The following is a 12738-nucleotide window of genomic DNA, read 5'->3' on the forward strand; positions in this document are numbered from 1 at the left end:
ATCGTGCGCCGCGGCCCCCGGCCCGCCCCGGGCGGCCGCCCCCGTGCGCTCAGTCGGACGAGCGGGGGTCGAAGGCGTCCCGGAGGCCGTCACCGAACAGGTTGAACGCGAGAACGGTGATGAAGATGGCCAGGCCCGGGATGATCACGTAATGGGGCGACGTGGTGTAGAAGTCCAGCGAGTTGGACAGCATGCCGCCCCAGCTCGGGGTGGGGGGGTTGATCCCGACGCCGAGGAAGGAGAGGGAGGCCTCGAAGATGATGTTCGTCGGGATGAGCAGCGTCGAGTAGACGAGGATCGGCGTGATGAGGTTGGGCAGCAGCTCGCGGAAGAGGATGTGCCCGCTTCCGGCGCCGAGGCTGCGCGCCGCCTCCACGAACTCGCGCTCCTTGAGGGTGAGGGTCTGCCCCCGCACGATGCGGCCGATGTAGGGCCAGTTGAAGAAGCCGATGATGAAGATCAGCAGGCCGACCCGCAGCGCGTTGCCCTGCAGCCCGAAGGCGCCGTCGGGGACGACGCCGGCCAGGGCGATGGCGAACAGCAGCAGCGGGAAGGCCAGGAAGATGTCCATGGCCCGGCTGATGATGGTGTCGGTGATCCCGCCGAAGTACCCGGCGACGATGCCCAGGACCGTTCCGATGACCACGCACAGCACGGTGGCGCCGAAGGCGACCAGCAGGGAGATCTGCGCGCCGTAGACGATGCGGCTGAACATGTCGCGGCCGGTGACCGGCTCCAGCCCCAGCAGGTGCTCCGAGGACATGCCGCCCCAGGGGTCGATGCCCGAGGCCGGGTCGGCCGGGTCGTTGAGGGCGCCGCCGGTGAGCGGGTCCATCAGGCTCTGGTGGAACTCGTTGGGCGGGAACCCGAAGAGCCTGGTGAGGAGCGGGGCCAGCAGCGCCATGGCGATGAGCAGCACCACGACGACGGCGCCGCCCATGGCGACCTTGTCGCGGCGGAAGCGCTGCCAGGCGATCTGGCGGAGGGACCGCTCGGCGGCCGCGGGCGCCCCGGAGGCGGCCCCGGCCGCTGCGCCGCTTTCCTCCACCTGCTTCTCAGGTGCGTCCGAAGGCGCGCTCATGGCACCACTACTCCCCCACTACTTCCGCTTGGTGTCGCGGCTTCGGCACCGGCCGCGGGCCGGTGATGGGTCGACCGCCGGCGCGGGTCCGGCCGGTGGGCCGGCCCGGGCCGGCCGGTCGTGTCCCGCGGCGCCCCGGGGGGGCCGCCGCCGGATCTGCCAGCCCGCCCGTCGGCTTAACACCGAAGCTCGACGTGGCTAACAGGATTCGTGCAGATCGGTTTGCACCGCGATCAATGTACGCCCGCTCACATCGCGGACCGTCCAAATCACACTCTTGTGGCTGAATCGTGACTGCTCACCAACGAATCCGTCATGTCACGACACGTCGGCAGGCACTCACCGGACGCCACCCAGTCTGCCCGAAAACGGGGCCGCCGCCCCGGACGGCGCGCCCGCACCGGGGCGCGGCGGGGCGGCCGCTCCATGGCGGACATCATACGACAAGAAAAGGTATAAACCAGCATGAAGCGGACATTAAGCCGCGCGCCCCGGAGGCACCGGGACGCGCGTCCTCTGAGCGGCCGGCCCCCGCCGGGGGCGCCGCGCGCGGGGGGGCTCGGCCCCGCCTACTCGATCCCGTGCTTGCGCAGCAGGTCCTCGATATCGCCCATGTCGTCGTCGCCGGCCCCGGCCTTCTTGCCGCGGCCGCCCTCGAGGCCGGGGGCCGCGCCGCCCTCGGCGGCCTTCTTCCCGGGCTTCTGCTCGCCGCCGCCCCGGCCCGGGCGCACGCCCCTGCCCTTGGCGCGCATGACGCCGGAGACCACGAACAGCACCGCGGCCAGCGCGGCGACCGCGACACCGGCCCACACCATCGGGTTGAACAGCAGCCCGGCGAGGATCCCGACGATGTCGGCCACCGCCCGCCACACCGTGGCCATCAGCCCCAGCAGACCGGCGGCCAGCGGGACCAGCGACCAGGCCACGCCGCGCAGCCCCGCCGCCGCGCCCCGGCGGCGCCAGACCACCCACGAGATCAGCAGCCCCACGATCGTGATGGCCGCCCCGAGCATCGGACCTGCGATCGGCAATGTTTCCGGCATGCCCCCAGTCTCGCACCGGGGCCCGCGGCGCGCATCGGGGTCGGTCCCTAGGGACGTTCCCGGACAGCGAAGGAGGCGGTGGGCCCGGTCGGGGCCCACCGCCTCAGGCGCCGGTGTCGGGATCAGCCGGTTTCGGTGGTCCCGAGGGTGGCGTAGTCGTACATCTTCCAGCTGGGGTTGAAGAAGACGTTGGTGACGTTGTCGGGCCGGTAGAGCACGGCCTTGCTGTACACCATCGGGACGATGACGGCCTGCTCCATGGCGAGCTTGTCGATCTCCTTCGACATCTCGTCGCGCTCGGCGGGGTCCTCGATCTTGGTGACCTCGTCGAGGAGCTCGTTGACCTCGTCGTCGTCGAGCTCGGAGATGTTGGAGTTGCCCGCGTCCTTGATGGCGCCGCCGTCGAGGATCTGGCTCATGTAGCCGTAGCCGGTGTTCCAGTCGGGCAGCCAGCCGTAGATGTTCAGGCCCAGCTCCTCCTTGTGCACGAAGCTGGGGGAGCCCGCCTGGGTGTTGGTGAACGTGTCCGAGGGGTACTGCTTGATGTTCACCTTGATGCCGACCTTGTCCAGGCTCTGCTGGATGGCCTCGGCCGCGGAGACCTCGGCCGGGCGGTCGCTGCGCACGCCCAGGTTGGTCTCGATGCCGTCCTCGCCGCACTCCTCGAGCATGGCCTCGGCCTCGTCCGGGTTGCCCTGCTGGGCCTCCGGGTCGGCGGCCGGGTAGATGTCGCTCTCGGGGTCGTGGCCGGGGACCACGGGCGGCAGGATCGTGTTGGCGATGTCGCCGCCGGCCGAGCCGCCCCAGGCGCGGTGCACGGCGCTCTTGTCGACCGCGTACTCGACGGCCTGGCGGCACTCCAGCTTGTCGAACGGCTCGACCTGGGTGTTGACGGTCAGGTAGTAGTGCCCGCCGTTGGTCGGGTTGTCGATGCGCGCCTTGGCGTCCTCGTCCTGGAGCAGCTCGCCCTTCTTGGCCGGGCCCAGCCCGGTGCCGCCCAGGTCGACGTCGAGGTCGCCGCTCTCCAGGCGCTGGTCGACCTCGTTCTGCTCCACGCCCTCCTCGACCGTGATCTGGTCCGGAAGGGCGGTGCGGACCGGGTCGGACTCCTGGTCCCACTGGTCGTTGCGGGTCAGCTTCAGGCCGCTGCCCGGCGTGTAGTCGCCGTCGAACTTGTAGGGCCCAGAGGAGAGCACGTGCTGCTGGTACTGCTCGCCCTTGTCCTTGTCGGCCGGGACCGGCGCGGACTGCGGCTGCACGAGCACGTACTGGAAGTCGTAGAACGGCTCCTTGAGGTGGAACACCAGGGTGGTGTCGTCCGGGGTCTCGATGCCGTCGAAGCCCTTGAGCGGGTCGTCGGTGTCCTCGTAGGGGCCCTCGTAGTCGTCGGAGTCGGCGAGGTGCTCCTTGTAGTACTTCGGGCCGTTCGGCAGGGCGTCAGGGCCGAAGTTGCTCCGGGCGATGGCGTACTTGACGTCCTCGGCGACGATGTCCGAGCCGTCCTCGTACTTCAGGCCCTCCTTGAGCTTGACCGTCCAGGTCTTGCCGTCCTCGCTCACCTCGGGCTCGCCCTCGGCGAGGTCCGGGACGACCTCCTGGCCCGCCTCGCCCGGCTGCGCGTCATAGGTATAGAGGGTGCGCGCGTACAGGCGGGAGAAGTTCCACATGTACCCGTAGTACATGTTGCCCGGGTCCGCGTTCTCCATGTTGGCCGAGATGGCGAACCGGAGGGTGCCGCCCTTCTCCTCGGAGGCGTTGACGATCTCTGTCTGCCCCTGGTCGAACTCCGCGTCGGAGGCGTCCGTCCCGCCGCCTCCGCCACCGCCGCAGGCCGACAGCAGGAGGGCCGTCGCGGCTGTGGCCGCGACCGTGCCCAGCGCTGTTCTCTTCAATGTCCCGCCTCTCTCGAAAACAAGGGTCGTACGCATCAGCGAGCGGCACCCACCCTGCGGAGCCGCGCCCGATCAGGGCATCGGCCACTCGACAGGCGTGGGCAGGTTTCGGCCTCTGATGCACGCTGCGGCCAATTTAGGAGGAGTTAAATCACAGTTCGTCTAAGAACAGGTAACTACTACGCCCCACCACGGGTGGTGACCCCCTGCATTCACGGCGGCTTCAGGGGTGACCATAGCCCCGCTTCACTCCCGCGGCGGCGCCGCCACGCCCCGGTGTGCCAGGTCACACGCCCCTCCGTTTGACCTCGAGCGCACTTGAGGCCACAGGATCGGGGGCGGCCGCGGGCGCCCGGCGGGGGCGGCGCGGCCCTCTCCCACCGCACCGCCCCGCCGCGTTGGAGGCACGCATGATCCTGGTGACCGGAGCGACGGGGAACATCGGGCGCCCCCTGGTCCGGACCCTCCTCCGGGAAGGTGCGCCCGTGCGCGCCCTGACCCGGGACGCCGCCCGCGCCGCCGCCGGCGGCTCCGTCCCCCACCCCGCCGTCGCCGTCGAGGGCGACCTCGAACGGCCCACGACACTGCCGGACGCGCTCGACGGGGTCCGCACCCTGTTCCTCCTCCCCACGGGGCGGGAGGACGCGGCCGGGGTGCTGCGGGCGGCGGCCGACGCGGGCGTGGAACGGGTGGTCGCGGTGTCGTCCCTGCTGGCCGCCACCCATCCGTCCTCGGCGATGGGGCGCGCGGCCCTGCACGGTGAGCGGGCGGTGCTCGCAAGCGGCCTGGCCTGGACCGTGCTGCGCCCCTGGGAGTTCGCCTCGAACACCCTCGCGTGGGCCCCGGCGGTGCGGACGGCCGGGGTGGTGGCCGCGCCGACGGCGGGGGTGCCCTCCCCGGTGGTGGACCCGGCCGACATCGCGGCGGTGGCCGCCCGGGCGCTGACCGAGGAGGGGCATGAGGGCCGGTACTACCCGCTCACCGGGCCCGAGGCGGTGACGCCCTACGACAAGGCGCGAGCGATCGGCGAGGCCGTGGGCAGGGAGGTCAAGTTCGACGCCACCGGCGAGGAGCGCGGCGGGCGCACCCCGCACGGGGTGTGCGGGTACGACGCGCCCGCCCCTTCGGCGACCGTGCGGGAGGTGGCCGGGAGGCCCGCGCGGACGTTCGCGGAGTGGGCCCGGGAGCACGCGGACGCGTTCCGCTGAAGGCGGGGCCGCGCCGGACTCCCCCGGCCGCATGGCAGACTCTCCAGGACGGACAGCGGCCACGGGTACAGGGGAGGGCTCCGATGGGCGACGCGCTCATGCGCATCGGCGAGGTCGCCGAGCGCACGGGGTTGTCGCTGCGCACGATCCGCCACTATGACGACGTGGGCGTGGTGCGCCCCTCGGCGCGGTCGCAGGGCGGCTTCCGCCTGTACACGGAGGCGGACGTGGCCAGGCTCCTGCTCATCAAGCGGATGAAGCCGCTGGACTTCTCCCTGGAGGAGATCAAGGACCTCCTGTCCGTCCTGGACGAGCTCGACGCCGCCCCTGAGGACGAGCGCGCGCGGGCCGAACTGCTGCGGCGCCTGGACGAGTACTACACGTCGGCGACGGAGCGCAGCGCCGACCTGCGCAAGAAGCTGATGGCCGCCGAAGAGTTCGCCGAACGCCTGGGCGAACAGCGGGCCCAGTACCGCTCCCCCTGAGGCGCACAGGGCCCCGCCCGATCCGAAACCCCGTACGCCCCACGTGTCCGCCCGGGGCACGGCGGGTAGCGCGATCGGCGACCGTACGGAGGGGGGAGCCATGCAGATCGGCTACAAGCTCTTCGCCGAGGGCTACGGGCCCGGGGAGCTGGTGCGGCAGGCGGTCGCCGCCGAGGCCGCCGGGTTCGACTTCGTTGAGGTGAGCGACCACTACCACCCCTGGCTGAGCGACCACGGGCATTCGGCGTTCGTGTGGACGGTGCTCGGCGCGATCGCCGCGCGCACCGAGCGGATCGGGCTGGCGACCGGGGTCACCTGCCCCACGCGCCGGTACCACCCCGCGATCGTCGCCCAGGCCGCGGCCACGACGGGGGTGCTGTCCGGGGGCCGCTTCACCCTGGGCGTCGGATCGGGCGAGCGGCTCAACGAACACGTGGTCGGCGGCGGCTGGCCGGCGACCTCGGTGCGCCAGGAGATGCTCCGCGAGGCCCTGGAGATCATCCGGCTGCTGTGGCGCGGCGGCTACCGCTCCTACTGCGGCCGCCACCTGAACCTCGCCGACGCGCGCGTGTTCGACCTGCCGGACCCGCCTCCCCCGATCGCCGTGGCGGCGGGCGGCCCGGCAGCGGCGCGGCTTGCGGGCGAGCTGGGCGACGCCCTGTTCGCCACCGAGCCGCGCGGGGACCTGGTGGAGGCCTTCAAGGAGGCGGGAGGGAACGGGCCCGCCTACGGCGAGGTGCCGCTGGCCTGGGCACGGGACGACGACGCCGCCCTGGACTCGGCCCGGCGGATGTTCCGGTTCGGGGTGACCGGCTGGAAGGTGATGGCCGAGCTGCCCAATCCGGCCAATTTCGACGCGGCCACGGAGGCCGTCGGCAAGGAGGACATGGCCGAGGCGTTCGGCTACGGCCCCGACCCGGAGCGCCACCTGGCCGCGGCACGCCGGTTCACCGACGCGGGATTCGACCGCTTGGCCCTGGTCAACGCGGGACCGGACCCCGACGGCTTCTTCGCCTTCTTCCGGGACGAACTGCAGGAGCCACTGCGCGCCCTGGAACCGGCGCCGACGGGATGAGGGAGCGGGCGGGGGCCACCCCGTGGGCCCCGGGCTGCGGACCCGGGGCGGTACCGGGTTGAATGGGGGCCACTGCGACAGGACCCCGCGGGAAGGGCGGCCCTCCACGATGACGACCAGCCGCGGCGGCGGAGCGACCGGCCTCCGCCGTCCCTCTCCTCCGTCGGCCGGCGACCGCGTGGGAGGCCGGGCATGACCGGCTCCCTGCTCGCGGTGAGCGACCTGCACGCCGCCCACCCCGACAACCGTGCGCTCGTCGAGGGGCTGCGGCCCGAGTCCCCCGAGGACTGGCTGATCGTCGCCGGGGACGTCGCCGAGTCCGCCGACCGCATCGCCTGGGCGCTCGAGGTGCTCAGGGAGCGGTTCGCCAAGGTGCTCTGGACCCCGGGCAACCACGAGCTGTGGACGTCCAAGCGCGACACGGTGGACCTGCGCGGCGTGGAGCGCTACGAGCACCTGGTCAAGGTCTGCCGCGAGCTGGACGTGCTCACGCCCGAGGACCCCTACCCGGTCTGGGAGGGGCCCAGGGGTCCCGTGGTGGTGGCCCCGCTCTTCCTGCTGTACGACTACTCGTTCCGCGCCCCGGGGACGGAGACGAAGGAGGAGTCGCTCAAGGTCGCCTACGACACCGGGATCATCTGCACGGACGAGCACCTGCTCTTCCCGGACCCCTACCCGGACCGCGAGTCCTGGTGCGCGGCGCGCGTGGAGGAGACCGAGCGCCGCTTGGAAGAGATCCCCGAGGACCTGCCGACGGTCCTGGTCAACCACTGGCCGCTGGTGCGGACGCCGACCGACATCCTGCGCTACCCGCAGTTCGCCCAGTGGTGCGGCACCGACCGCACGGCCGACTGGCACGTGCGCTTCCGCGCGGAGTGCGTGGTCTACGGCCACCTGCACATCCCGAGGACGACGTGGTACGACGGCGTCCGCTTCGAGGAGGTGTCGATCGGCTACCCCCGCGAGTGGAAACGCCCCCGCCACCCGGAGGTGGGCCTACGCCACATCCTTCCCCCCGACCCCGACCGGGGGGAATGGGGCTGAGCGCCGGAACCTCCGCGTTCATCCACCCCGGCGCGACGAGAAGCCGTAGAGTGGACGCCGTCGATCGGGGACCATGGCGGCCGATGCGGAATCCACGCAGTTGGGAGCAGGGCCATGACCGAGCACCACATCGGCGCTGAGAGACCGCTCATCCCCATGCCCCCCATCACCCCTGCCGCTCTGAGGACCGCAGTGGCCCAGATCGCTCCGTCACGGCTGCGTGACTTCAATGCCCACTTGGACCAGGCCGCAGAGCAGGCGGCTCTGCAGAGCTCGGTCGCCCCGCTCCGCGGCTTCCTCCAGTACTGGGGGGAGTTCATCGCCGTTCAGCGGATTCCTGAACGCGCCGCCCGTGTACGGGAGCTGGAGGACGCCGCGCAGAGCGCGGTCGACGTGTACGAGCTGACCGGTGTGTCGGAGGAGCTGCGGGAGATCCTGGAGACGGCCCGCAGCGAGGTCGCTCCATGAGCGATACGTGGACCCGGCACGACTACCTCCCTGTGGAAGGCCTACGTGTCATCTCGATCGTCCGGGTCATGTGGATGGGCTGACCCGGCGGTCGGGCTCGGGGCGGGTGCTGTCAGACCCCCGCGGAGCGGGCCGTGTGGCGTTGGATGACCTCGGCCAGCCAGTCCAGGTCGACGCCCTCCAGGGTGTCGATCACCGTCAGGCCCTCCGCGGGCTCGATCGGGACCATCATCGGCACCGCGACCGTGGCGCAGCCCGCGGCCATGGCCGAGGCGACCCCCACCACCGAGTCCTCCACCGCGACGCACCGCGCCGGGTCGACCCCCAGCAGGCGGGCGGCCTTCAGGTACGGCTCCGGGTGCGGCTTGTTGGCGTCGACCTCGTCGCCGCCGACCGACAGGTCGAACGACTCCAGCCCGATGGCGCCGATCGCGGTGTCGATCAGGTGCCGCTCGGTGGAGGTGACCAGCGCCGAGCGGACCGGCGAGGCCGCCACCGCGGCCACCAGCTCCTTGGCCCCGGGCCGCGGGTCGGCCCCCTCGGCCAGGCGGCGCCCGAACGCCTCCTGCATCCGGGTGATCACCTCCCGGGGCTCGGCCCGCACCCCGGGCAGGCCGGCGACGTAGCGGCCCACCTTGTCCGCGGACCCGCCCACGTTGCGGCGGTGGTCCTCCTCGGTCCAGACGCCGCCCAGCTCGGCGACGACCTCGGCCTCGGCCTCGGCCCACAGCCCCTCGCTGTCGATGAGGGTGCCGTCCATGTCGAACAGGACGGCGTCGGGCAGGACGCGGGTCGGTGTGCTGCTCATCGCGGTGGGGCGCCCGCCCCCGCGCATGCGGGGGCGGGCGCCCTTCCTCCTTCGGTCGTCGGGTGCCTGCGGGCCCCGGTGCCCGTCAGACGTTGAAGTACTTGGCCTCCGGGTGGTGGATCACGATCGCGTCGGTGGCCTGCTCGGGAACGAGCTGGAACTCCTCCGACAGGGTGACGCCGACGCGCTCGGGCTCCAGCAGCTTCATGATCTTGGCCCGGTCCTCCAGGTCGGGGCAGGCCCCGTAGCCCAGGGAGAACCGCGCGCCCCGGTAGCCGAGCTTGAAGAACTGCTCGATGTCGGCCGGGTCCTCGCCCGCGAAACCCAGCTCCGAGCGGATCCGGGTGTGCCAGTACTCCGCGAGCGCCTCGGTGAGCTGCACCGACAGGCCGTGCAGTTCGAGGTAGTCGCGGTAGGCGTCCTTCTCGAACAGGGCCTGGGTGGCCTTGGAGATGCCGCCGCCGACGGTGACCACCTGGAAGGAGACCACGTCGGTCTCGCCGGACTCCTTCGGGCGGAAGAAGTCCGACAGGCACAGGTGCCGGTCGCGGCGCTGGCGCGGGAAGGTGAACCGGGTCCGCTCGCCCCCGTCCTCGTCGAGGACGACCAGGTCGTCGCCCTCGCTGTAGCAGGGGAAGTGGCCGTAGACCACCGCGGCCTCCAGCCAGCCCTCGGTCTGGATGCGGTCCAGCCACATCCGCATGCGCGGCCGGCCCTCGGTCTCCACCAGCTCCTCGTAGCTGGGCCCCTCCTTGCCGCGGGAGCCCTTGAGCCCCCACTGGCCCATGAAGGTGGCCCGCTCGTCCAGGTAGGCGGTGTAGTCGGCCAGCGGGATGCCCTTGCTGATCCGGTCGCCCCAGAACGGCGGCACCGGCACCGGGTTGTCGGTGGCCACGTCGCTGCGGGCGGGCATGTCCTCGGGCGCGGTCACCTTGAGCTTGGCGCCGCCCTTGACCCGGCGGGTGCGCAGCGCGGGCAGCTCGGCGCCCTCCTCGCCGCGCTTGACCGCCATGAAGGCGTCCATCAGGCGCAGGCCCTCGAAGGCGTCCTTGGCGTAGCGGACCTCGCCGCGGTACAGCTCGGCCAGGTCCTCCTCGACGAAGGAGCGGGTGAGCGCGGCCCCGCCCAGCAGCACCGGGAACTTCTCGGAGATGCCCCGGGAGTTCATCTCCTCGAGGTTCTCCTTCATGATCACGGTCGACTTCACCAGCAGGCCGGACATGCCGATCATGTCGGCCCTGTTCTCCTCGGCGGCCTCCAGGATGGCCGACACCGGCTGCTTGATGCCGATGTTGACCACGTCGTAGCCGTTGTTGGACAGGATGATGTCCACGAGGTTCTTGCCGATGTCGTGCACGTCGCCCTTGACCGTCGCCAGCACGATGCGGCCCTTGCCGTCGTCGTCCTCGGCCTTCTCCATGTGCGGCTCGAGGAAGGCCACCGCGGCCTTCATCACCTCGGCCGACTTGAGCACGAACGGCAGCTGCATCTGGCCGGACCCGAACAGGTCGCCCACGACCTTCATCCCGGCGAGCAGGTCGTCGTTGACGATGTCCAGCGCCTTCTTCTCGGCCAGGGCGGCGGTCAGGTCGTCCTCCATGCCGACCTGCTCGCCGTCGATGATCCGGCGCTGCAGCCGCTCCCAGAGCGGCAGCGCGGCCAGGGCCTCGGCGCGGGAGGCCTTCATCTCCTTGGCGTCCACGCCCTCGAAGAGCTCCATGAACGCGGCCAGCGGGTCGAAGTCGCCCTCGCGCCGGTCGTAGATCAGGTCGAGGGCGGCCTTGCGCTGCTCCTCGGGGATCTGGTTCATCGGCAGGATCTTGGAGGCGTGCACGATCGCCGAGTCCAGCCCCGCCTCGACCGCCTCGGCCAGGTACACCGAGTTGAGCACGATGCGCCCGGCCGGGTTGAGGCCGAAGGACAGGTTGGACAGGCCCAGCGTGGTCTGCACGTCGGGGTAGCGCCGCTTGAGCTCCTTGATGGCCTCGAGCGTCTCGATGCCGTCGCGGCGCGTCTCCTCCTGCCCGGTGGTGATCGGGAAGGTCAGGCAGTCGATGACGATGTCGCCGACCCTCATGCCCCAGTTGTCCACCAGGTCGTCGATGAGCCGGGAGGCCACCCGGACCTTCCAGTCGGCGGTGCGGGCCTGGCCGTCCTCGTCGATGCACAGCCCGACCACCGCGGCGCCGTGCTCCTTGACCAGGCGCATGATGCGGGCGAACCGCGAGTCCGGGCCGTCGCCGTCCTCGTAGTTGACCGAGTTGATCACCGCGCGGCCGCCGACCAGCTCCAGGCCGGCCTCCAGCACCCCCGGCTCGGTGGAGTCGAGCATCAGCGGCAGGGTGGAGGCGGTGGCCAGGCGCGAGGCCAGCTCGCGCATGTCCTGGCTGCCGTCGCGGCCCACGTAGTCCACGTTCAGGTCGAGCAGGTGGGCGCCGTCGCTGATCTGCTCGCGGGCGATCTCGACGCAGTCGTCGTAGCGCTCCTCGATCATCGCCTCGCGGAACTTCTTTGATCCGTTGGCGTTGGTGCGCTCGCCGACCGCGAGGTAGCTGGCGTCCTGGCGGAAGGGCACGCTCTGGTAGAGCGAGGCGGCCGAGGGGTGGCTGACCGGCTTGCGGTCCTTGACGCCGCGGCCCTGCACCCGCTCGACCACCTGGCGCAGGTGCTCGGGGGTGGTGCCGCAGCAGCCGCCGGCCATGGACAGGCCGAACTCGGTGGTGAAGCCGTCGTGGGCGTCGGCCAGCTCGGAGGGCTGGAGGGGGTAGACCGCGCCGTCGGCGCCCAGCTCGGGCAGGCCGGCGTTGGGCATGCAGGAGATCGGCACGGTGGCGTGCTGCGACAGGTAGCGCAGGTGCTCGCTCATCTCCGCCGGACCGGTGGCGCAGTTGAGCCCGATCATGTCGATGCCCAGCGGCTCCAGCGCGGTGACCGCGGCGCCGATCTCCGAGCCCATCAGCATGGTGCCGGTGGTCTCGATGGTGACCTGGGCGATGACCGTGATGTCGCTGCCCAGGGCGCGGCGGGCGCGCATGGCGGCGATCACCGCGGCCTTGGTCTGCAGCAGGTCCTGGCAGGTCTCGATGAGGATGGCGTCGGCGCCGCCCTCGATCAGGCCCCGGTGGCACTGCTCGTAGTAGTCGCGGAGGAGGGCGAAGGGCGCATGGCCCAGGGAGGGGAGCTTGGTGCCCGGACCCACCGAGCCCAGGACGTATCGGGGGTGGTCGGCGGTGGAGTACTCGTCGGCGACCTCGCGCGCGATGCGGGCGCCGGCCTCGGCCAGCTCGTAGGTGCGGTCGACGATGTCGTACTCGCCCAGGTTGCCGAAGTTGGCGCCGAAGGTGTTGGTCTCGACGCAGTCCACACCGACGTCGAAGAACCCCTCGTGGGTCGAGCGCACCACGTCGGGGCGGGTGACGTTGAGGATCTCGTTGCAGCCTTCGTGGCCTTCGAAGTCGTCGAGGCCGAGATCGTGGCCTTGCAGCATGGTGCCCATCGCGCCATCGGCGACGATGACGCGGCGGGCGAGGGCATCCCGGAAGGAGAGTCGAGAGCTCATGACCCTTTACTGTAGTGACGACCGGGCGGCAGTTGAGCATACGGGGGCAGCCGACTGTCACTTTCCCGCGTTATT

General features: G+C 71.4%; 10 protein-coding genes. 5 read left to right on the top strand and 5 right to left on the bottom strand.

What is annotated here, in order from left to right; translation table 11 throughout:
* Positions 1–49 precede the first annotated feature (49 nt).
* From O4J56_RS11750 to O4J56_RS11760, 3 genes are all read right to left on the bottom strand, one after another.
* The gene (locus O4J56_RS11750; RefSeq protein ID WP_270685762.1) at positions 50–1081 is read right to left on the bottom strand and encodes an ABC transporter permease; all 1032 of its coding nucleotides are present in this window, start codon (positions 1079–1081) and stop codon (positions 50–52) included.
* Between the two features lie 569 nt (positions 1082–1650).
* Positions 1651–2094, bottom strand: a complete 444-nt coding sequence (locus tag O4J56_RS11755) for a cellulose synthase (RefSeq protein ID WP_270685789.1) — start codon at positions 2092–2094, stop codon at positions 1651–1653.
* Positions 2095–2246: 152 nt separating this feature from the next.
* Positions 2247–4016, bottom strand: a complete 1770-nt coding sequence (locus O4J56_RS11760) for an ABC transporter substrate-binding protein (RefSeq protein ID WP_270685763.1) — start codon at positions 4014–4016, stop codon at positions 2247–2249.
* Positions 4017–4426: 410 nt separating this feature from the next.
* Between O4J56_RS11760 and O4J56_RS11765 the strand changes: the two genes are divergently transcribed.
* The 5 genes from O4J56_RS11765 (at position 4427) to O4J56_RS11785 (ending at position 8296) form a co-directional block, all read left to right on the top strand.
* The gene (locus O4J56_RS11765; protein ID WP_270685764.1) at positions 4427–5224 is read left to right on the top strand and encodes an SDR family oxidoreductase; all 798 of its coding nucleotides are present in this window, start codon (positions 4427–4429) and stop codon (positions 5222–5224) included.
* Between the two features lie 83 nt (positions 5225–5307).
* Complete coding sequence (locus O4J56_RS11770) at positions 5308–5709, top strand: MerR family transcriptional regulator (protein WP_270685765.1); 402 nt, start codon at positions 5308–5310, stop codon at positions 5707–5709.
* A 100-nt stretch (positions 5710–5809) separates the two neighbouring features.
* A complete protein-coding gene (locus tag O4J56_RS11775) occupies positions 5810–6784 on the top strand; it encodes a TIGR03557 family F420-dependent LLM class oxidoreductase (RefSeq protein WP_270685766.1) in 975 nt (324 codons plus the stop codon).
* A 192-nt stretch (positions 6785–6976) separates the two neighbouring features.
* On the top strand, positions 6977–7828 hold the full coding sequence (locus tag O4J56_RS11780; protein ID WP_270685767.1) for a metallophosphoesterase family protein: 852 nt from the start codon (positions 6977–6979) through the stop codon (positions 7826–7828).
* 237 nt (positions 7829–8065) lie between these two features.
* The gene (locus tag O4J56_RS11785; protein ID WP_270685768.1) at positions 8066–8296 is read left to right on the top strand and encodes a hypothetical protein; all 231 of its coding nucleotides are present in this window, start codon (positions 8066–8068) and stop codon (positions 8294–8296) included.
* 112 nt (positions 8297–8408) lie between these two features.
* Here O4J56_RS11785 and O4J56_RS11790 read toward each other — a convergent pair whose 3' ends face one another.
* Both O4J56_RS11790 and metH read right to left on the bottom strand, forming a co-directional pair.
* On the bottom strand, positions 8409–9104 hold the full coding sequence (locus tag O4J56_RS11790; protein ID WP_270685769.1) for an HAD family hydrolase: 696 nt from the start codon (positions 9102–9104) through the stop codon (positions 8409–8411).
* An 85-nt stretch (positions 9105–9189) separates the two neighbouring features.
* Positions 9190–12663, bottom strand: a complete 3474-nt coding sequence (gene metH, locus O4J56_RS11795) for a methionine synthase (RefSeq protein WP_270685770.1) — start codon at positions 12661–12663, stop codon at positions 9190–9192.
* Positions 12664–12738: the final 75 nt, after the last annotated feature.

This window comes from Nocardiopsis endophytica (assembly GCF_027706725.1).
GTDB classification, from domain to species: Bacteria; Actinomycetota; Actinomycetes; order Streptosporangiales; family Streptosporangiaceae; genus Nocardiopsis_A; species Nocardiopsis_A endophytica.

What these genes read in the sequence shown, in the direction of transcription:
- O4J56_RS11790 (WP_270685769.1), bottom strand. Translation starts at nt 9,104, where the DNA reads ATGAGCAGCACACCGACCCGCGTCCTGCCCGACGCCGTCCTGTTCGAC.
- O4J56_RS11755 (WP_270685789.1), bottom strand. Translation starts at nt 2,094, where the DNA reads ATGCTCGGGGCGGCCATCACGATCGTGGGGCTGCTGATCTCGTGGGTG.
- O4J56_RS11750 (WP_270685762.1), bottom strand. Translation starts at nt 1,081, where the DNA reads ATGAGCGCGCCTTCGGACGCACCTGAGAAGCAGGTGGAGGAAAGCGGC.
- O4J56_RS11780 (WP_270685767.1), top strand. Translation starts at nt 6,977, where the DNA reads ATGACCGGCTCCCTGCTCGCGGTGAGCGACCTGCACGCCGCCCACCCC.
- metH (WP_270685770.1), bottom strand. Translation starts at nt 12,663, where the DNA reads ATGAGCTCTCGACTCTCCTTCCGGGATGCCCTCGCCCGCCGCGTCATC.
- O4J56_RS11770 (WP_270685765.1), top strand. Translation starts at nt 5,308, where the DNA reads ATGGGCGACGCGCTCATGCGCATCGGCGAGGTCGCCGAGCGCACGGGG.
- O4J56_RS11765 (WP_270685764.1), top strand. Translation starts at nt 4,427, where the DNA reads ATGATCCTGGTGACCGGAGCGACGGGGAACATCGGGCGCCCCCTGGTC.
- O4J56_RS11775 (WP_270685766.1), top strand. Translation starts at nt 5,810, where the DNA reads ATGCAGATCGGCTACAAGCTCTTCGCCGAGGGCTACGGGCCCGGGGAG.